16 protein-coding genes are annotated in these 20560 nt (G+C 69.9%); 6 read left to right on the plus strand and 10 right to left on the minus strand.

What is annotated here, in order from left to right:
- Nucleotides 1-753: 753 nt before the first annotated feature.
- From Aco03nite_RS03345 to Aco03nite_RS03365, 5 genes are all read right to left on the minus strand, one after another.
- Nucleotides 754-1191, minus strand: a complete 438-nt coding sequence (locus Aco03nite_RS03345) for a hypothetical protein (protein WP_239144881.1) — start codon at nt 1189-1191, stop codon at nt 754-756.
- 412 nt (nt 1192-1603) lie between these two features.
- A complete protein-coding gene (locus Aco03nite_RS03350) occupies nt 1604-2116 on the minus strand; it encodes a hypothetical protein (RefSeq protein WP_203793085.1) in 513 nt (170 codons plus the stop codon).
- Nucleotides 2117-2418: 302 nt separating this feature from the next.
- Nucleotides 2419-3333: a pirin family protein gene (locus Aco03nite_RS03355; protein WP_203793086.1), complete on the minus strand. Its 915-nt coding sequence runs from the start codon at nt 3331-3333 to the stop codon at nt 2419-2421.
- Entirely contained in the window at nt 3330-3734 is a 405-nt protein-coding gene (locus tag Aco03nite_RS03360; protein WP_203793087.1) for a PPOX class F420-dependent oxidoreductase, read from the minus strand. Before Aco03nite_RS03360 ends, Aco03nite_RS03355 begins: the two co-directional genes overlap by 4 nt.
- Nucleotides 3731-5161: a DUF2252 domain-containing protein gene (locus Aco03nite_RS03365; RefSeq protein ID WP_203793088.1), complete on the minus strand. Its 1431-nt coding sequence runs from the start codon at nt 5159-5161 to the stop codon at nt 3731-3733. The genes Aco03nite_RS03360 and Aco03nite_RS03365 overlap by 4 nt, the downstream gene beginning before the upstream one ends.
- Nucleotides 5162-5300: 139 nt before the next feature.
- Between Aco03nite_RS03365 and Aco03nite_RS03370 the strand changes: the two genes are divergently transcribed.
- The 6 genes from Aco03nite_RS03370 (at nt 5301) to Aco03nite_RS03395 (ending at nt 12765) form a co-directional block, all read left to right on the plus strand.
- Entirely contained in the window at nt 5301-6287 is a 987-nt protein-coding gene (locus Aco03nite_RS03370) for a LacI family DNA-binding transcriptional regulator (protein ID WP_203793198.1), read from the plus strand.
- 317 nt (nt 6288-6604) lie between these two features.
- On the plus strand, nt 6605-8089 hold the full coding sequence (gene araA, locus Aco03nite_RS03375) for an L-arabinose isomerase (protein ID WP_203793089.1): 1485 nt from the start codon (nt 6605-6607) through the stop codon (nt 8087-8089).
- A 26-nt stretch (nt 8090-8115) separates the two neighbouring features.
- Nucleotides 8116-9243, plus strand: a complete 1128-nt coding sequence (gene chvE / locus Aco03nite_RS03380) for a multiple monosaccharide ABC transporter substrate-binding protein (RefSeq protein ID WP_275415808.1) — start codon at nt 8116-8118, stop codon at nt 9241-9243.
- A 70-nt stretch (nt 9244-9313) separates the two neighbouring features.
- Nucleotides 9314-10849, plus strand: coding sequence for a multiple monosaccharide ABC transporter ATP-binding protein (mmsA, locus tag Aco03nite_RS03385; protein ID WP_203793090.1), 1536 nt, complete (start codon nt 9314-9316; stop codon nt 10847-10849).
- Nucleotides 10846-12096, plus strand: coding sequence for a multiple monosaccharide ABC transporter permease (gene mmsB / locus Aco03nite_RS03390; RefSeq protein WP_203793091.1), 1251 nt, complete (start codon nt 10846-10848; stop codon nt 12094-12096). Before mmsA ends, mmsB begins: the two co-directional genes overlap by 4 nt.
- A 231-nt stretch (nt 12097-12327) precedes the next feature.
- The gene (locus Aco03nite_RS03395) at nt 12328-12765 is read left to right on the plus strand and encodes a hypothetical protein (protein WP_203793092.1); all 438 of its coding nucleotides are present in this window, start codon (nt 12328-12330) and stop codon (nt 12763-12765) included.
- A gap of 54 nt (nt 12766-12819) precedes the next feature.
- On the opposite strand, the gene Aco03nite_RS03400 is transcribed toward Aco03nite_RS03395, so the two are convergent.
- The 5 genes from Aco03nite_RS03400 to Aco03nite_RS03420 form a co-directional block, all read right to left on the minus strand.
- Nucleotides 12820-16032, minus strand: coding sequence for an ATP-binding protein (locus Aco03nite_RS03400; protein ID WP_203793093.1), 3213 nt, complete (start codon nt 16030-16032; stop codon nt 12820-12822).
- Complete coding sequence (locus Aco03nite_RS03405) at nt 16029-16712, minus strand: hypothetical protein (RefSeq protein ID WP_203793094.1); 684 nt, start codon at nt 16710-16712, stop codon at nt 16029-16031. Before Aco03nite_RS03405 ends, Aco03nite_RS03400 begins: the two co-directional genes overlap by 4 nt.
- Entirely contained in the window at nt 16705-17748 is a 1044-nt protein-coding gene (locus Aco03nite_RS03410) for an endonuclease domain-containing protein (protein WP_203793095.1), read from the minus strand. Before Aco03nite_RS03410 ends, Aco03nite_RS03405 begins: the two co-directional genes overlap by 8 nt.
- A gap of 133 nt (nt 17749-17881) precedes the next feature.
- Nucleotides 17882-19102 (minus strand): DUF1501 domain-containing protein, encoded by a 1221-nt coding sequence (locus Aco03nite_RS03415; RefSeq protein WP_203793096.1) that lies wholly within the window; start codon nt 19100-19102, stop codon nt 17882-17884.
- Between the two features lie 4 nt (nt 19103-19106).
- A complete protein-coding gene (locus tag Aco03nite_RS03420; RefSeq protein ID WP_203793097.1) occupies nt 19107-20495 on the minus strand; it encodes a DUF1800 domain-containing protein in 1389 nt (462 codons plus the stop codon).
- Between the last annotated feature and the right edge of the window lie 65 nt (nt 20496-20560).

The raw sequence follows: 20560 nt of genomic DNA on the forward strand, positions 1-20560 counted from the left end.
GTCGCCCCGTCCCGCGACACCCGGACGCGTCGCCCCGTCCCGCGACACTCGCACGCGTCACCCCGCCCCACGACACCCGCATGCGTTGCCCCGTCTCGCGACGCCGTCATGCGTTGCCCCGCCCCGGGACCGCCCGTGCGTGCCGCCCTTTTCCGCGACACCCCCCTGCGGTGCCCATCCCGCGTCGGCGGCAGCTCGCCGGCTGGTTCGGTCGACCGTGTTTCAGAGACTTCCCGGGTCTCGGTGACCTACCTCCCCCGGAGCCGGCCTGCGGATGGCACCCCCGTCCATCCAGGAGGCCGTCGCTGGTCACCATCCCGGGAGGAGAGCGGCGGTGGGATCCCCCTCCCACCGCCGCTTCTTCCCCCGTAACACCGAGATGCCGACCACGAAGACCAGCGACGCGTACGCGACGCTTTCGTGAGCGCCCGCCAGAACTACACCCTGCGATCGCGCGCCAGGACGGCCCTCGTAAATGCCCGCCAAGCCGACTCCTCGCGATCGCCCGCGAGCCCGGCACCTCCCTCACGATCGCCCGCCAGCCCGGCACCTCCCTCACGAGTGAGTCCCGGGCGGTCCTTTGCGAAAGCGGGGCGGCTTCTCGTGAGCGCGCGGCATAGCGACCCGTCGTGAATGTGTGGTGGGCAGACGACCGGGGCGCGAGGCCGCGTGGGCGGAAGGATCCGGTGGCCGGTGGTCGGTGGCTGGTGGTCGGTGGCTGGCGGTTGCGCGTGGGGCCTGTTTTGAGTGGGGTCAGATTCTGTCGTCGATGGTGAAGCCTGTGATTTTGGCTGGTAGTACCAAGCCTGCTGCCTTCAAGGCGTTCAGCAGGGTGGACAGTTCGGTTCTTGTCAGTGGGGTGGTTCGGGTCGGGTGGGGGTGGGGGACCTCCAGCGCGGTTGCGGCTTCGGCTGCGCACATGCCGATGGCTGCTTCCACCGCCCATACCCGGTGGGCGGAATGGCCGTTGCGGGCGGATGCCGCCATCTCCCCGTGCAGGCGCAGCAATCGGCGTAGGTCGGCGGCCAACTGTTCGATCGGTGGGCCGTACGGTGTCGGCTCCGGTGGTTGTCTCCGGCGGCGTCTCTCGGCTACTGCCGAGCACCATCGAGGCACGTAGCGGACTCCGGCCACCACCAGCCCGGGGGCGATGACGGCCAAGGCGAGGCGACTGGCATCGAGGAGGGTCAAAGGGTTTCCTCCACCAAGGTGCGGGTTGGTCTACCTTCGACCTTGCTTTGCCGCCCGCCAGGCGTCAACGGACTTTGTGCGACTCAGCCCGGCGATCAACGCCAAATCCAGGACCGTGACGGTACGAACGTCCCACCCACCGGGACCACCCACCGGGACCACCCACGTTCAGCGGAAGCCACCCGCCGTCCTGAAACCATCCGGCCTCGCGAAGAGCGAAGAGCGAAGAGCGAAGAGCGAAGAGCGAAGAGCGAAGAGCGGAAGGCGGGGAGGCGGGGAGGCGGGTGCAGAGGGCGGAAGGTGCCGCGGAGAGTTGAAGGCGGGGAGGCGGGGCGAAAGGCGGAGGGGCGGGGCGGAAGGCGGAAGGGCCGAAGGCCAGGAGGAGGCCGGAGGCGGGGAGGTGGAGGGTGGGTCAGATGACGGCTTGGCGGGCCAGTTCGAACAGGGCGGTTCGGTTGCCGAAGGTTGTGCGGATTGCTTCGCCCATCTGGGTGAACAGGGTGTCGCCTCCGAAGTCGCAGTCGGTGGCTGTGGTGATCTCGCCTACCAGCAGGTGGACGGCCAACTCGTCCTCGCGGGTGGTGGGGAGGTAGCCCTCGGCCGGCAGGTCGGTGCCGAAAACCCTTGCGGCAAGCCGGGCGTCGCCTTCGGGGGTGTCCGGTTCGGTGCCGTGCAGGTAGAGGAGGGCTGCGGTCTCCGGGCGCAGCACCCGCTGGAAGACGCACGGTTCCAGGTGGTGGGTGTCGACCAGGGCTCCGCCCCAGAACGGGTCGGTGACGTCGAAACCGGCGGCTGTCAGCGCGGCGGCCGCGGTGTGGCCGGACGGGCCGTCGTCCCAGGTGATCACCGGGGGTATCCGCTGGTCGGCGCGGGGGTGCAGGCCGGGGACGCCGGCCAGCGCCGCGAGGAGTCGGGCGGGCGTCATCGGGTGATCATGGCAATCGGTCGCCGAAGAATAAAGCGCCGCCGGTGAATACGCCGATCACGGCCGGCACAAAAAGGGCGAACCCGAAGTCCGGACGAATCATGGCCGGAGAAAGGAAGGGGGAGGGGAACGAGGAGGGGGAGAGAGGAGAGCGGGAAGGCAGGACAGTGAGAGGGGCGGAGGGGAGACGGGAGCGGGGAGGAAAAGAGACAGGAGTGGGGGTGGTAAGAGGGGAAACCGTGAGGACGGCAGGTGGGAGTGCAAGCAGGGGAGGACGGGAAGCCGGGAGCGAAGGCGGTACGTCAGTGGGTCCGGCCGTGACGGTCGCGGGGCTTCAGACGTACCGTAGGCAGCTCCGGCGCCGGGAGGGGATCGGCCTCGCAGCCGGCGACGAACCCGAACCGGGACGCGCCCCGCCCGTTCATCCACTGGGTGCGGGCCTCGACGATGTCCTCATGGCTGCGGCCGACGAAATTCCACCACATGACCAGCGGCTCGTCGAAGGGTTCGCCGCCCAGCAGGAACAGGCGGGCCGGACCGTCGACCGTCAGCTCGAGCGTGCTCTCTCCCTCACCCAGGTAGAGCAGTTCGCCCGGAACGATCTCGACACCGCCGACCGAGGCGGATCCGGACATGACCACCAGGCCGTACTCGTACGACGGTGTCAGGTTGATGGTCTGGGTGGTGGGTGCGGTGTGCAGGATCTCGGCGCCGACCAGTGCGGAGTGGACGCCCGCCGGTGAGGTGTGCGGGCCGAGCGAGCCGATGACGACGGTGACGGTGGCGGTGCCGTCGCGGTAGGACGGCAGGCCGGCGTGGTGTTCGAAGCGGGCCGGTCCGGCGGCGGCGCCGGACGGCAGGGCGATCCACAGTTGCAGGCCGTGCATGCCGTCGGGGTGGTCCGGCGGGGTGTACTCGGAGTGGGCGATGCCGTGCCCGGATGTCATCAGGTTGAGCTGTCCGGGGGTGACGAACTGGTGGCTGCCCAGGCTGTCCCGGTGTTCGATCAGGCCTTCGACCAGCCATGTCACGGTCTGCAGACCGGTGTGCGGGTGCGGCGGGACCTGCATGCCGGGGCGCCCGCGGACGTCGTCGGGGCCGAAGTGGTCGACGAAGCACCAGGCGCCGATCATGCGCCGGTCCCGGTGCGGGAGCAGGCGCCGGACGGTGGTCCACCGCCCGAGCGGCACGTCGTGTCCGGGCAGCAGGAGGCTCATGCCGGGCGCAGCGACTGGGAGCCGAGGATCCGGGTCACCCGGACCTCGATCACGACCCGGGCGGGGTTGGGCCGCGGGGTCCGGTACCGCCCGGCGTACCGCTGTTCGGCATCGGTCACCGAGGCCGGGTCGTCGCGGACCACCGCGAGGCCTTCGACGGTGCTCCACCGGGGGCCGTCGATCTGGCAGATCGCGACGCGCGGGGTCCGGGCGGCGTTGCGGGCCTTCACCGAGTGGCCGGAGGTGATGATCCGGGCGATGCCGGTGGTGACGTCGAGGGTGGCCCCGACCGCCACCACGTGCGGTGATCCGTCGGCGCGCAGCGTGGTGAGCGTGCACAGGTGCCGTTCGGTCCAGAATTCGCCGAGGGCGGGGGAGTCGAGGGGGATGGTGCCGCTCACGGTCGTACCTCCGGTGTTTCGGCGGGCAGTTCGCCGCGCCGGACGGCGGCGACCAGCGCCGCGTGATCTTTTTCCACCTGATCGGCGTATGCCCGGGCAAAGCGCGCGAGGGACTCGTCGAGCTTGCCGGAACCGCCGACGTACCCGGCGATCATCGAGGCCCCGCTGGTCCGCGCGTGCGACTTGGCCAGCAGGTATCCGCAGATGCCGGCATAGTCGGCGAGCGCGCCCGCGTTGATGTCCTCGATCAGGATGGCGCCTTTCATGTCACGGAACTGCCGCACGTAGTACTGCAGGTCCCCGACGGTGGTCCAGCCGAGCAGCGGGTCGCTGACGGTCTGCAGCGCCTGCTGGTACTCCACCACCCGCTGCCCCTGGTGGCGGTGCCAGGCGAGCATGCCGTGCTGGTGTTTCGCCACGACCGAGCGGCGGGCCTGCTTGAGCTGCAGGAACAGCACGTCGTCGGGGCTGCTTCCCTCGCAGAGCGCGACGTACGCCCGGAGCCCGACCGACCCGACACCGACGACCTTGTGCGCGATGTCGACGATCCGGTACCCGCCGAGGATCCGCGCCCAGTGCGGTTTGAGCGTGCTCAGGTACCCGTCGAGAGCGGCGGCCAGGTGGTCACGTTCGTCGTGCGGCAGCCGGGTGATCAGCGGCGGTTCCTCGACCAGCCGCATCGTCCCGTCGTGGCGCTCGGTGAACCGGGGCAGGGCCCGGTCGCTGGTGCGGCGGCGGGCGCGGCGGGCGGCCCGTTCGATCTCGTCGCGGAAGCTGGCCCGGCTGGCCGCGGACCGCATCGACTCGACGTCGAGCTGGTCGAAGGAGCGCCGCAGCAGTGGTTGTTCGGCCAGGTGCAGGATCTGTTCGCGGTACTCCTCGACGCAGTGCTGGACGGCGTCGGCGCAGGCGCTCTCCCGGAACCCGTTGTGCCGGCCGGCGACGTAGACGCTGACGACGAGCCGGCGCAGGTCCCACTCCCACGGGCCGGGGTGCGCCTCGTCGAAGTCGTTGAGGTCGAAGACCAGCTCACGCTCCGGGGAGGCGTAGAAGCCGAAGTTGCCGAGGTGGGCGTCGCCGCAGATCACCGGGGTGATGCCGGTGCACGGCAGGTAGGCGAAGTCGTCGGCCATCAGCCCGGCGGTGCCGCGCAGGAACGCGTACGGCGAGGCGATCATGCGGCCGATCCGGACCGGGATCAGCCGTTCGACGCGGCCCTCGTGGGACGCGACGACCTGGGCGACCGGGTCGGGGCGGCGGTCCGGCTCGCGCCAGTGGGCCATGTCGGAGCGGGGCGATCGCTCCCGCAGGGAGCGGCCGATCTCGTAGCGTTGGGCTCGGGGCGCGGCCGCCCGGCGCAACGAGGTGAAGCCCTCGTCCGCTAGGCTGCCGAGCACACTCGGACCGTTGATCAACGGTGGTTCCATCGCTGCTGAGCGTACGTGTCGCAGGACATCGTCCGCGCGGGGCTCGTGAAAACCTGATGTTATCGATAACATTTCGGCAACACGACGAACCGGATCTGGCGAGGTACGCAAAGTGGACAAGATCAGCCGCAGCCCGGCCATGACCGACGTGGCCCGCCTCGCCGGTGTCTCGCACCAGACCGTCTCCCGTGTGCTCAACGACCATCCGAACGTCAAGGAGCAGACCCGGATCCGGGTCCGCGCCGCCATCGCCGAGCTGGGCTACCGGCCGAACCGGGCGGCCCGTGCGCTGGTCACCGGCCGGTCCCAGCTGATCGGCGTGGTCGCCCGCAACAGCACGCTGTACGGGCCGGCCACCATGCTGAGCGAGTTCGAGCAGGCCGCCGCGGACGCCGGTTTCGCGGTCAGCGTCGGCAGCGTCCGGGAGCTGGACCGCTCCTCGATGGGCGCGGTGGTCGAGCGTCATCTGGACCAGCGGGTGGCCGGCCTGGTCGTCATCGCGAACACCGCGTCGGCGGTGGAGGCGCTCGCCGAGATCCCGGAGGACCTGCCGGTGGTCTTCATCGACGGCGACCCGGCCAGCGGCCGCCCGGGGGTGACGGTGGATCAGGTGGCCGGGGCCCGCGCCGCGACCCGGCACCTGCTGGACTCCGGGCACGAGACGGTCTGGCACGTCTCCGGGCCGACCGACTGGTTCGACTCGGCGGGCCGGATCCAGGGCTGGCGGCAGACCCTGGAGGAGGCGGGCCGGGAGGTGCCGCCGCTGCTGTCCGCCGACTGGTCGGCCGCCGAGGGGTACCGCACCGGTCAGATGCTGGCCCGGATGCCCGAGGTCACGGCCATCTTCACGGCGAACGACCACCTGGCGCTGGGCATCCTGCGGGCGCTGAGCGAGCGGGGCCGGCGGGTGCCGCACGACGTGGCGCTGGTCGGGTTCGACGACGTGCCGGAGGCGGCCTACTTCATCCCGCCGCTGACCACCGTCCGGCAGGCGTTCGGGGACGTGGCCCGCGCCGCCCTGGGTCTGCTGCTCGGTCAGATGGGCGACGAGGCGGGCACGGCCCGGCAGATCGTCGTCCCGCCGCAGCTCGTGATCAGGGAGAGCGCGCCGAGCCCGGCACGTTAAGGGGCCGTTACCTCGTTGTTGCCGGGAGCCGTTGACACCTCTTTTGTTAGCGATAACACTGGGGCTGTTCCCGCCGGGTGTGGTCACCGCCACTGACCTGGCCACGCCCCGCCGGAGGTACACCCACATGGTCATCTATACAAGTGGGCCCGGATCCGGGGCACATTCCCTGCTATTGGGCGATTTCGCGGCCTTCCGCGCACGTAAGATCGACAAGTCGGTCATGACCCGTGCCCAGACGCGCCCGGCACCGAACCGCCACGGGCCCGGCGCCGCAGGCATCGAGTCCGTCTGAACCATCGAACGAAGGAAAGCCGATGAAACCGCAGATCTGGTTCCTGACCGGTAGCCAGCATCTCTACGGCCCGGAGACCCTCCAGCAGGTCGCCGACCAGTCCGCCGAGATCCAGCGGACCCTCGGCGCGGGCCTCTCCGGCGCCGAGATCGTCACCAAGCCGGTGCTCACCGACGCGGGCGCGATCAAGCAGATCATGCTCGAGGCCAACGCCGACCGGAACTGCATCGGCATCATCGCCTGGATGCACACGTTCTCCCCGGCCAAGATGTGGATCGGTGGCCTGGACGCGCTGCGCAAGCCGCTGCTGCACCTGCACACCCAGCACAACCAGTCGCTGCCGTGGTCGACGATCGACATGGACTTCATGAACCTGAACCAGGCCGCCCACGGCGACCGGGAGTTCGGCTTCATCCAGGCCCGTCTCGGCGTGCCGCGCAAGGTGGTCGCCGGGCACGTCGCGGACCCGGCGGTGATCGCCCGGATCGACTCCTGGGCACGGGCCGCGACGGGCGTGCAGCACGTACGCGGACTGCGGCTGGCGCGATTCGGTGACAACATGCGCAACGTGGCTGTCACCGAGGGCGACAAGGTCGAGGCCGAGTTGCGCTTCGGTGTCTCGGTGAACACGTACGGCGTCAACGACCTGGTCGAGGTCGTCGACGCGGTCGCCGACGCGGAGATCGACAAGCTGATCGCCGAGTACCGGGACCTGTTCGAGATCGACGCCGCCCTGCTCGGCGACCGGATCGAGTCGCTGCGCTACGCCGCGCGCATCGAGGCCGGCCTGCGGCAGTTCCTGACCGAGGGCGACTTCGGCGCGTTCACCACCAACTTCGAGGACCTCGGCGGCCTGCGCCAGCTGCCCGGCCTGGCCGTGCAGCGCCTGATGGCCGACGGCTACGGCTTCGGTGGCGAGGGCGACTGGAAGACGTCGGTGCTCGTCACCACCGTGAAGGCGATGGGTTCCGGAACCGGCCGCGGAACGTCTTTCATGGAGGATTACACCTACCACTTCGGTCCGGGCGAGCCTAAGATCCTCGGCGCGCACATGCTCGAGGTCTGCCCGTCCATCGCGTCTGCGAAGCCGCGTGCCGAGATCCACCCGCTGGGGATCGGTGGCCGGGAGGACCCCGTGCGCCTGGTCTTCGACGCGGCCCCCGGCCCGGCGGTGGTCATGGGCATGGCCGACATGGGGGACCGGTTCCGGCTGGTCGCGAACGAGATCGAGGTGATCCCGCCGGACGAGCCGCTGCCCAACCTGCCCGTGGCCCGCGCGGTGTGGAAGCCCGCCCCCTCGCTCTCCACCTCTGCCGAATGTTGGATCATGGCCGGTGGTCCGCATCACACTGTGCTGACTCAAGCGGTCGGCGCAGAGACTCTGCGTGATTTCGCGGATATGGTCCAGACCGAATTGCTGATGATCGATGAGCGCACCACACCGGCCGACTTCTCCGACCGGGTGCGCTGGAACCAGGCGTACCACCGCCTGGCTCGCCCCCTGTAACACCGTTCTCAAAGAGGAGATTCACTGTGAAGTTCAACCGGCTCGCGGCGGTCTTCACCGCCGCCGCGCTGACCGCCACGATGGCGGCCTGTGGCAATGCGGAGAAGACCGCCGACAAGGAAGCCGCTGGTGGTGGCGACAACACCGGCGCTCTGGTCGGCATCACCATGCCCACCCGCTCCTCGGAGCGCTGGATCCACGACGGCGACAACCTCAAGTCGCAGCTCGAGGGCCTGGGCTACAAGGTCGACCTGCAGTACGCGGAAGACAACATCCCGACCCAGACCCAGCAGCTGGACAGCCAGATCACCAAGGGCGCCAAGCTGCTGATCATCGCCTCCATCGACGGTGAGGCGATCTCCAGCCAGCTGGAGAACGCGGCGCAGGCCGGCATCAAGGTCATCGCGTACGACCGCCTGATCCGTAAGAGCCCGAACGTGGACTACTACGCCACCTTCGACAACTTCAAGGTCGGTGTGCAGCAGGCCACCTCGCTGCTGACCGGTCTCAAGGTGCTCAACGCCGACGGCACCGACGGCACTGCCAAGGGCCCGCTGAACGTCGAGCTGTTCGCCGGTTCGCCGGACGACAACAACGCGACCTTCTTCTTCAACGGCGCGATGAGCGTCCTGAAGCCGCAGATCGACAAGGGCACCATCGTCGTCAAGTCCGGTCAGACGGACTTCGCGACCGTGGCCACCCTGCGCTGGGACCCGGAGACCGCCCAGAAGCGCATGGAGAACATCCTGACCTCCACCTACAAGGGTGGCGCCAAGGTCGACGGCGTTCTCTCGCCCTACGACGGCATCTCCATCGGCATCCTCTCCGCCCTGAAGTCGGGCGGCTACGGCACCGGCGGCGCGTACCCGATCGTCACCGGCCAGGACGCCGAGCTGGCGTCGGTCAAGTCGATCATCAAGGGTGAGCAGTACTCCACCATCTACAAGGACACCCGCCAGCTGGCGAAGACCACCGGTGAGATGGCGGACGCGGTCCTCAAGGGCCAGACCCCGGCGACCAACAACACCAAGGACTACGACAACGGTGTGAAGGTCGTCCCGTCCCAGCTCCTGGAGTCGCTCGTGGTGACCAAGGAGAACTACCAGAAGGAACTGGTCGACAGCGGCTACTTCACGGCCGACCAGCTGAAGTAATCCGGGTTCCGCGCCCCGCCCGGCTGGTCTCGGGCGGGGCGCGGCCCTCACCGGCCCAAGGAGGGTTGGCATGACCGACACGATCCTGCGGATGAGCGGCATCACCAAGACGTTCCCGGGCGTCAAGGCGCTGCAGGACGTCAACCTGGAAGTACGCAGAGGAGAGATCCACTCCATCTGCGGGGAGAACGGGGCCGGCAAGTCGACCCTGATGAAGGTGCTGTCGGGTGTCTACCCGCACGGCACCTACGAAGGGGACATCGAGTTCGAGGGCGAACCCTGCAAGTTCTCCGGCATCCGCGACAGCGAGCACCGCGGCATCGTCATCATCCACCAGGAGTTGGCGCTCGCATCGAATCTTTCCATCGCGGAGAACATTTTTCTCGGCAACGAGCAGGCCACCCGTGGCTGGATCGACTGGAACAAGACGAACGCCGCCGCCGACGAGCTGCTGCACCGGGTCGGTCTCTCGGAGAGCGGTGTCACCCCGGTCATCGAGCTCGGCGTCGGCAAGCAGCAGCTCGTGGAGATCGCGAAAGCGCTCTCCAAGAAGGTGAAGCTGCTGATCCTCGACGAGCCCACCGCGGCGCTCAACGACGAGGACTCGGCCCACCTGCTGCGCCTGCTCAGCGGCCTGCGTGACGAGGGCATCACCTGTGTGATCATCTCGCACAAGCTCAACGAGGTGATGGCCATCTCGGACCGGGTCACCATCCTGCGCGACGGCCGGACGATCTGGACCGAGAACACCCCGGACCTCACCGAGGAGAAGATCATCTCAGGGATGGTCGGCCGGGACATGGAGCACCGCTATCCGGAGCACACGCCGACCATCGGCGAAGAAGCGCTGCGGATCGTGGACTGGACCGTCTACAGCCCGACCCAGCCGGACCGGGCGCTGGTCCGCAAGGCCAACCTGACGCTGCGCCGCGGCGAGATCGTCGGGCTGGCCGGGCTGATGGGCGCCGGCCGCACCGAGCTGGCGATGAGCGTCTTCGGCCGCTCGTACGGGATCAACATCTCCGGCCAGCTGTTCAAGGACGGCAAGGAGATCCAGGCCCGCAGTGTCCGGGAGGCGATCGACCACGGCATCGCCTACGCGACCGAGGACCGCAAGCGGTACGGCCTGAACCTCATCGAGGACATCAAGCGCAACGTCTCGGCGGCCGCGCTCGGCAAGCTCGCCAAGGCGGGCTGGGTCGACGGCAACGAGGAGTACCGGGTCGCCAACGATTTCCGCGGCAGCATGAACATCAAGGCGCCGAGCGTCGAGGCGGTCGTCGGCAAGCTGTCCGGCGGCAACCAGCAGAAGGTCGTGCTGTCGAAGTGGATCCTGACGGATCCGGACGTGCTGATCCTGGACGAGCCGACCCGCGGCATCGACGTGGGCGCGAAGTACGAGATCTACACGATCATCAACCGGCTCGCCGACGAGGGGAAGGCCGTTCTGGTCATCTCGTCCGAGCTGCCCGAGCTGCTCGGGATCTGTGATCGCATCTACACCCTCTCGGCCGGCCGGATCACCGGCGAGGTGCCGCGTGCCGAGGCCACGCAGGAGAGCCTGATGACTCTCATGACGAAGGAAGTACAGGAGGTAGCGCCGTGACGGCCGCACCAAGCAGTGCCGGTGTCAGGGCCGGCAAGGGTCCGAACGGTCCCCAGGGCCAGGCGCCGCGCAAGGTCAACTTCGACCTGAAGCAGAGCGGCATCTACATCGCCCTCGCGCTGATCGTCGTGGCCTTCGCGGTGGCCACCGGGGGCGACCTGCTCGCCCCGCAGAACCTCAGCAACATCATCGTCCAGTACTCGTACATCCTGGTGCTGGCGATCGGCATGGTGCTGATCATCATCGCCGGCCACATCGACCTGTCGGTCGGATCGGTGGTGGCCGCCTCCGGCGCGTTCTCCGCGGTCCTGATGGTCCAGATGGACGTGCCCTGGCCGATCGCGGTGCTGGCCACCCTGGCCTTCGGTGCGCTGATCGGCGCCTTCCAGGGCTACTGGGTGGCGTACTTCGGTATCCCCGCCTTCATCGTCACGCTGGCCGGCATGCTGCTGTTCCGCGCGATCACCTACAAGATCCTGGGCAACAAGGGCATCGGCCCGTTCCCGGACGACGTCCGCACCCTGGCCAACGGCTTCACCCCCGGTTTCCTGGGCAACGTCGGGCTCGGCGACGCGCTCGGCGGCGCGGACCTGTTCAGCATCGTGGTCGGCGTGCTGGTCGTGATCGGCATGGTTTTCGTGCAGCTGCGCACCCGGTCCGCCCGGGTCCGCTACAACCAGGCCGTCGACCCGGGCTGGCTGTTCGGTCTCAAGGTCGCCGTCCCGGCCCTGCTGGTGATGTTCCTGGTCGTCCAGCTCGCCCGGTTCCGCAACCTGCCGTGGGTGCTGATCCTGCTCGCGGTCCTGGTGGTCGGCTACACCCTGGTCACCAACCGGGCCGTGTTCGGCCGCCAGATCTACGCCGTCGGTGGCAACCTGCAGGCCGCGACGCTCTCCGGCGTCAAGGTCAAGTCGGTGGTGTTCTGGCTGTTCGTGAACATGGGTGTGCTGGCCTCGCTGGCCGGCCTGATCTTCGCCGGCCGCCTGAACCTGGCCGGTCCGACCGCCGGTAACAGCTTCGAGCTGGACGCCATCGCCGCCGCGTTCATCGGTGGCGCCGCCGTCCAGGGTGGTGTCGGCAAGGTGGTCGGCGCGATCACCGGTGGCCTGATCATGGGTGTGATCAACAATGGGGCCGGCCTGCTCGGCTGGCAGACCGAGTCGGTCATGTTCGTCAAGGGCCTGGTGCTGCTCCTCGCGGTCGCCTTCGACGTGTGGTCCAAGCGCCGCACCGCGGGCACCAGGTGACCGTTCCCCGATAAGGACGGCAGCTCTACCGGCAAGGGGCCGGATCGGTGAAATTGTCAAATTCCACCGATCCGGCCCCTTGCTTCGTATGTCATCGCCAGATATTCGTGGTGGTATGCCGGTCAATTTAATCTTGCATATTCAGATTCCCTGGGCGATGATACGGGCCCATGTCCGGCAGGTGATCCAAACGAGGGATCACAAAAGGGGGTTCTTGTGGGTTCGTCTTTGATGCGCCGGGTCTTCTCGCTGGCCGCGGCCAGCGCAATGGCGGTCACCGGGGCGGTTCTCGCCGCGCCGTCAGCTGCGCAGGCCACTGGATGCAGCGTGACCGTCACGTGTGGAGCGGTCAACAACAACAGCCGTTTCGCCATGCACATCACCCTGAAATGGAACGAAGGACCCGACAAGTGCGCACGCTGGACGGGCGGGGGCACTCCGGAAATCAAAAAATGTGACCAGCAGTATCTTGCGCCCTATGGCATCTATGGGGGTCGGATGAAGTCCGGCGACACCTACAAGTATGTCGATGTAGATGCCTTCACCTACAATTCGACCAACTTCTACTGGGCCGGAACCCTGGTGACCAAAGGGCAGTGGATCAAAATGAACAACGGCGGCACCCGGCGGTGTACCGCCGCTGTCGGTGACCTGCCGCGCTGCTCCTGAGCGTCGCATCACGCCCGGTGCCTCGCCCTCCGTGGGGAGGCACCGGATCGGAGATCAACGACGGGCTCGGTCCAGCACCTCCTCGGCGGTGGGCGGGCTCTTCGGGTGGAAACTCAGGCACAGCGGCGTCCGCAGCTTCTCGAACGGGCGCCCCTCCAGGGCCGCGTAGAACTCGCCGGTCCGCAGCCGTGAGATGTCCGGCACGTCACCACCCTTGGCCCGGGCCATCTCCCGCGCGGCCTCGATCTGCACCGGCGCGTTCATCAGCCCGAAGAGCTGGGTGGACGCGTTGCCCGGGATCTGGTTGTGCAGCCCCTTCGGTGACTGTGTGGCGAACACCAGGCCGAGCCCGTACTTGCGGGCCTGCGACGCCAGTGACAGCGTGCTGCGGGTGCAGGCGGTCATCGCCCCGGACGGCGCCAGGGTCTGCGCCTCGTCCATCACGAACAGCCCGCCCAGCGGCCGGTCCCCGGCGGGGTTCCGTTTCACCCAGGCGAAGAGCGCCATCTGCAGCTGGTTGACGAAACTCTGCCGCTGCTCCTCGCCGGTCAGCCCGATCATGCTGATCACCGAGACCCGGGCCCGCTTACCGTCCCGCGGCCGCAGCAGCTCGCCGGGGTCGATCGCCTCGCCGATCCCGCCGAACAGCGGGTCGATCACCGTCGCGGCGGTCAGCGCCTGACCCAGGTCGGCGGCGATCCGGGTGGCCGGTTCGCCGAAACTCGTCGCGTACGGCGGCAGATCGTCGAGCGTCTCGATGAACCCGCGCAGGGTGGTCCGCTGGTGCGCGCGGGCGTAGTGGACCAGCGCCTCCTTGAGGATCGCCCGGCCCTGCTCGGCTTTTCGGGTCCGCCCCTCCACCTTGGCCCGCGGCGCGAGCGTGGCCAGGGCGGCCTCGATCGCCATCTCGAACTCGTCCGGGTCGTCACGCAGCTCGTGGAACGCCGGCAGCGGCTGGAAGCTGATCGGGCGGCCACCGGACCGGCGCGGCGTGTAGACCACCACGTCGGTGTTCGCGACGTACTCGCGGGCCTTGTCCGGGTCCTCCGGGGACCAGCCCGAGATGGGCGTTTCCGGCCAGGCGTCGCCGAGCCGGGCCAGGTCGTTGTTCGGGTCCAGCACGATCGACGAGACCCCGTGCAGGGCGCACTCCTCGATGATCCGGCGCAGCAGGACGGTCTTGCCCGATCCGGATCCGGCGAAGACCGCGACGTGCTTGCGAAGAGCTTCAAGGTCAACCGCCACTTTTCCGGTACGGGTGACCGAGGCCCCGAGCACGAACCGCGGCACACGGGGCTGATCAACCGTCGCCGGAGCCGCAATCTGGGTGGGCGACAGGATCGCGGCCAGCGCCGAAGCCGGAATCGGAGCTTGGACCTGAGGCGGGGCCGACACCGGGGCCGACACCGGGGCCGGAGCCGGATCTGGTGCCGGGGCTGCCGGGGCGACTACGGCGGCGGGCAGCGCCGCCCGCAGGAATCCGATGCCGTGCGCCGGCTGCCGGGCCACCAGCCACGCCTGCCGCAGGTCATCGGAGGCCGCGGTGGTCATCCCGTGCAGCGCCCACAGGGTGCGCAGATCATCATCGGTCACGGTGAGCCGCCGCCCACCGGCCGCCTCGAACGCCGCGACCGCCTCCCGGTTCTTCGGGCTGACCGGCCAGTCCGCGTTGCGCAGCAGGAACAGCCGGCGCAGCGGCACCCCGGCGACCAGCCCGGCCTCGGTGCACGACGACCGGATCCGGTTCAGCACCGCGGTCGCCTGGTACTCCGGCGAGATCCCCCGGAAGCCCCAGTGCGCCTGCTCCTCGGTCTCCTCGTCCAGGACCCGGCGCAGGCGGGCGTGCAGCGCGGGTCTGGTGCTCGGCGGCGGGTCCTGTTCGAAGTGCCGGCCCTCGTCGCCGAGTTCGGTGATCCAGGACTCCAGGCCGGCCGCGAGCAGCACCGGGAGCCGGCTGTCCTCGGACTCCTTGGTCAGGATTCCGGTCACCGCGGCCCCCGCCTTGAGCTCGGCGAACCGCTGGTCCAGCATGGCCAGATCCGGCTGCGGCGGCGGGGCGGCCACCCGGGGGAGCGGTTCGGCCGGGGCGCGCAGCTCGGCGAGTTCCCGGATCTCGCCGTCGTCCACACAGCCGGCGATGTGCTGGACGACGGTCTGCAGCAGGTCCCGGGGCATGAACTGGGTGACCTCGTCGAACGCCTCCGGCCGGATCGGCCAGGTCGGCCAGGGCGGGGTGAAGCCCGCGGCCCGGTAGTGCGGTTCCAGCCGTTTCGCCACCAGTTCCCGCCCGACCCCGGGGCTGGGGATGTGGCCCAGGTTCTGCCGGGCGACGAACCGGTCCTGAACCGAGGAGATCGCGTATCGCCTGATCACCTCCCAGGTGGTGTGCTGGACGGAGAGGACGGTCAGGGTTCGGCGGGTGGTCTCGCGCAGTTCCATCAGCCCGTTGGCGACGTGGTCGAGCAGCATCGAGTCCTGCCATTCGGCGTCGTGCCCGGCGTGCATGGCCTTGGCCAGCGGGGCGAGCAGGCCGTCGATCTGGTCGACCGCGATCACCGACGGGCCGGTCAGCGCGAGCAGCCAGGACAGTTCGCCGACCACCTGTTCCGGGCGGTGTCCGGCGGACGGCAGGCCCCACGGGGCACGTTCGCCGGGCTCGCACTCCTCGCCGCCCAGCAGGAAGTTGTTGCCGATCTCCTGCACCTCGAAGTCACCGGCGCTGAACATGGCGAGCGCCCGTGCGGTCCGCGCGCACCGCCTGGCGACCTGCGGGTCGTACTGGTTCAGGGCGCCCAGGAAGGCGGTGACCGCGGACCGGTCCAGCGGCGCCTCACCGAGCAGGGCCGCCCGTGCGGCGAACGGCACCCCGATCATCAGCGTCAACCGGCGCAGGAACATCCGCAGCTGGGTCTCCGGGCCGTCGACCCGCCGGGCCAGCCCGTCCAGCATGGAGGCGGCGACACTCTGCCAGAAGTCGGCCCCGTCCAGGAGGTTGACCAGGAAGAAGTAGCCGTCCTTGTGCTGGATCCGGGACCGGACCCAGCCGAGCAGGTGGGTCTTGCCGGATCCGCGCCGGCCCTGGATCACCACCCCGACCGGGCTCGCGGCGGCGCTGCGGCGGGCGTCGTCGATGGCGTCCAGCACGGCCTCGGCGACGTCGCCGTTCAGCGTGCCGACATGGAACTCCGGCTCCCGCCAGACGTCGTCGCGGGTCGGCGCGACGGTGATCCGGACACCGGAGAGCGCGTACAGAGCCGCCTCGCTCATCGGTCCTCGATCGACAGCAGGTGCTGTTCGTTGTTGCCGATCCGGACGGCGGCGGCCCGGTCCTCGGCGGTCAGGGTCTTCTGGTTGGTCTCCTCCTCGATCCGGACGCCCGGCAGTTGGACCATCAGCCGCAGCACGCCGTCGACCTCGGCGCGGTCCAGGTCGCCCAGCTCGCGGCGCACGTCGGCGAGCCGGGCCCAGGCGCCGGGACTCGGCGCCACCGTCCGGTAACCCCGGCGGATCCGCTTGACCACCTCGTCGGCGGTGATCCGGGTGCTCGTGGCCGGGGCGGGGTTCGTGTCGGCACCCGGGGTGAGGGGAAGCCCGCCGAACAGCTGCGGCACGCCCTGGCCGGTCCGGTCCAGGAACCCGTCCAGACCGGCGAAGATCGCGTAGAGGGCCTGTCCCGCCGAGCCCGACCCGGCCGGCACCTTACGATTGCGCAGCTCGTCGCGGCACCAGCGCCAGCCACCGTCGGCGAGCGTGAAGAAATAGGCGTTGCGCGGGCCCTTGCGGCATTCGATCAATTTCGCGTCGAGCAACTTCTCCCGGTTCTTGCCGGTGAGCTTGAGTCCCGGCGCGTATTCCTTCTCGATCTGCGGATTCGACAGTTCCGCGTTGCGTGCCATCAGAATGAAGAGCAGCGCCCGCTCCGGGACGGACAGCTTTACCTCAATCATGAGGAATCCTTTCGTGCGGCCCGGCACGTCGGCCGGCGAGAAATGTGCGGATCTGGGACAGGACGAGGTCGCGGTGATCGATCACCTGATCGTTGGTGAATCGCAGAACGGCGTATCCGGACAGCTGCAGGAGCACGTCACGCTGCCGGTCGGCGGCGAACCGGGCCGCGCCGCGATGCTCGTCGCCGTCGATCTCGACGATCAGGCGTTCGGGCCGCCAGAGCAGATCGAGGCGGACCGGGTTGGCCAGGGTGTGCACCTGGTGGTGCTGGTTCCAGGCGCGCCCGGCGGCCCAGTCCCGGCCGGCCAGCCCGGCCTCCAGCATCCGCTCGGCCCGGCTCGCCGGATGCGGCCGGCCCGGAATCGGCGGATAGCCGGGAGAACACGCCGGGACGAGGGCCGGGGCCGGCTCCGGGCCGGGTGGCGGCGGACCGGGTGGAACCGGGCCGAACCGGTGACGCTCGGCCAGTGGCGTCCCGGTCAGCCAGACGCCGAACCCGTTGTCGGTGAGCCAGTGGGCCGCCGTCATCAGCTGCTGTTCCGGCACCTCGGCCGGTGGCCCGGGAACCGGCAGCAGCAGCACCGTGGCGGCCCGCCGGTAGCTCGCGGCGATCACCCGGGCCAGTCCCCGGGCCCGGGTTCCCCGGTCGAAGCGGACGGCGGCGTCGTCGGTCCAGGAGGAGCGCAACCGTAGTGCCCGTTCGGCGAGGTCGGCCAGGAACGGGCCGTACTGGCCGGTCTCGCGGGCGGTGCGCTGGGCGATCGAGCGGACCGCGACGATCCCGGCGCCGGTGGCGTCCTCGATCGGCTCGGCCGCCGGCAGCCAGGCCGGGAACAGTTCACGGGCGATCCGGTCCAGCCCGGACAGCAGCCCGGTGACCAGGGCTGCCGGGCGCTGGGTGAGATCGGCGGCCGGGCTGACCACGGCGGGCGCGCCGGGCGGCGCGGACTCGGCACGGATCAGGACGTCGTTCGCGCCGGCGCCGACGACACTGATCGGCCGATCGAGTGGAAGATCAATCCAGGCGCGCGTCAAAACCGATCCCTCTGGCGAAACAGGTGGTTCGATTCTGCGTGCCGCGCCGGATCCCGGACAACGACCGTACCTGCGGAAATTAAATACCTATGACGCTTCCGGTCTCCAATGTGATTCTGCTAAGGAGAATGGATCACCGGGCGATGCAGAGACCGAAATCGGAGGGCTGGACACCACCGGGAAACACTTCGGACAGTGCGCCCACCCCGCAGCGCCGTTGCAGGATCTCGCCGATCACCGAGCGGTAGTCGGCGGTGACCGCCAGATCGCCGTCGGCCAGGTCGTCCGGGCCGAGACCGGGCCACCTGGTGTAGACACGCCCGCCCCGGATCCCGCCGCCGAGCAGCAGCATCGCGTTGCCGTGGCCGTGATCGGTGCCCCGGGAGCCGTTCTCCGCGACCCGGCGGCCGAACTCGCTGACCGTCAGCACCGTCACGTTCCGCATCGTCCACTCGCCCAGGTCGGTGGCGAAGGCGCCCAGCGCGGCCGCGAGCGCGGCGAGGTCGTCGTACATCCGCTGGCCCTGGACCGCCGCTCCGAGGCCCTCGTGCATGTCCCAGTCGCCACAGTCGACGGCCGCGGTGACCAGCCCGGACCCGGCCCGGATCAGCCGGGCCACGTCCCGCAGCGCGTCACCCAGGTCGGTGTTCGGGTAGCGGGCGCCGTTCGCCGGGCGGTAGCCGCCGATGATCCGGCCGGTGGCGTTCAGCGCCCGGTCGGCGGCCCGGGCCGGCCCCGCGAGCACGGCGGGCTGATCGGCGTACATCGCCCGCAGCGCGGCCGCGATCGGCCGTTTGCCGTCGGCGGCCAGGTGGAAGTCGTCGACCGCCCGCATCGACACGTCGTTGGCCGGGCCGGCCATCAGCCGGGCCGGGCGCGCGTCGCCCATCGAGACGGCGGAGAGCGGCCCGGCGGCGCCCGTCACGCCGATCATCCGGTCCAGCCAGCCGCTGCGGATCGCGCTGCCGGGGGCGGCGTTCTCCATCGCCTCCATCGCGGCGAAGTGCGAACGGTTCGCGTTCTGCTGGCCGACCGCGTGCACCGCGGCCAGCCGCCCGGCCCGCCAGTGCGGCAGCAGCGGCGCCAGCGCCGGGTGCAGCCCGAACATGCCGTCGCCGGCGATCACCCGGGAACGCGGCACGGCGATGCCCGGCCGGGCCCGGTAGTAGTCCTGGTCGCCGATCGGCGCGAACGCGGTGAGCCCGTCGAAACCGCCCCGCAGCGACACCACGACCAGGGTGTCCCCGGTGTACCGGCCGGCCGCGAAGGACAGCCGGGTGCCGGCCAGCAGGGCGCCGGCCCCGGCTCCGGCCAGCAGCCCGCGACGGGAGCACAGGTTGGCGGCAGCAGTCATGTCATCACCTCAGCTGGAAGGACGGCGAGTCGAGTACGAGGGCGATCAGGTACGGCGCGGCCCCGGGCAGCGCCCGGTCCAGCGGGCTCGGCGGGGTCCGCCCGGCGACGCTGACCACCGCGGCGGTGTGCGCGGCCGGCAGCGGCGTCCCGATCAGGCGGGTGGCCAGGGCGTCGACCAAATCGCCGTACGTCCGCGGCAGTTCCGGGACCAGGTGCCGCAGCAGGTTCGCCGGCCGGGTCAGCTGCCGTGGGTACCAGCCGGCCGCCAGGTTCAGGTGCAGGTTGCAGCGGGCCAGGAACGCCGACGGTGACGCCCAGGCGCCGGCGGTGTCCGGGTACCCGTTCGGGGCGCTCCACCGGAACGGCGCGTGCCCGGCCGACACCAGGTGGTTGTAGAGCGCGTCCAGGGACCGCACCCCGCCGGCGTCCGGGCCCAGTCCGAGCGCCCGGACCGCGGCGACGGTGTCCTCGAACGGGGTACGGATCTTCTGCCCGGCCGAGGCGGCGAACTCCGGCGACCGGAACAGCGCCCGCAGCACCGGGACGATCGCGGTGTCGTTCTGCCGGTAGATCCGGGCCAGCCTGCGCACCAGCGGGCCGGGCGCCTCGTCGGCGACGAACCGGACACAGAGTTTGCGGGCGATCCGCTCGGCGGTCCGTGGATGCCGGGCCAGGTGGTCGAGCAGGGCGAACGCGGCGCCCTCACCGTCGGTGGAGCGGTTGGCGTGCCGGAACCCGAGGATCTCGACCGGGCCGGTGGCGTGCAGCGAGGCGTCGTAGACGTACCCGCCGGAGCGGCCGACGGTCATCCCGGTCAGCAGCCGGGCCGCGGACCGGACGTCGGCCTCCCGGTACCCCAGCCCGGCGGTGTGCAGTTCCAGCAGCTCGCGGGCGTAGTTCTCGTTCGGGCGGGTCCGGCACGACGACCGCTGGTCCAGGTAGGTGAGCATCGCCGGGTGCCGGGCACTGGCCTGCAGCATGTCGGTGAACCGCCCGAACGCGTGCCGGCGGATCACCGTACGGTCGTAGTCGGAGCGGGTCTCCCAGACGCCGCTGGACGGGGCGGTCACGTGCAGGTGGTTCGACCAGAACGCGACGATCTGCTCGAACAGTTGCCGCTCGCTCCACACCGCGCGGGCCACCGCGGCCCGGCCGAGCTGCTTGAACGACTCGTAGTTCTCCCGGCGCGACTCCGCTCGTACCGCAGCCGGAGTGGCACCGGCCAGGGGCAACCGGGCGAGGACCGCGTCACAGAGACCGTCGCGGATCCGGCCGGGGTCGAGCTGCCGGTCCAGCCAGCCGGTGAACCCCAGGCGGTGGGCCTCGTCGAGGACTGCCGGTGTCGCACCGAAGGTGGCCCGGCGTATCAGGTGGGCGATCGGCTCGGTCATGCACTTCCGTTCCGGTTCGGGATCCGTGACTGATCACGGCTGCACCCCTGACTAACGAGGCCGCA

This window comes from Actinoplanes couchii (assembly GCF_016862075.1).
In the GTDB taxonomy this organism is placed as follows: domain Bacteria; phylum Actinomycetota; class Actinomycetes; order Mycobacteriales; family Micromonosporaceae; genus Actinoplanes; species Actinoplanes couchii.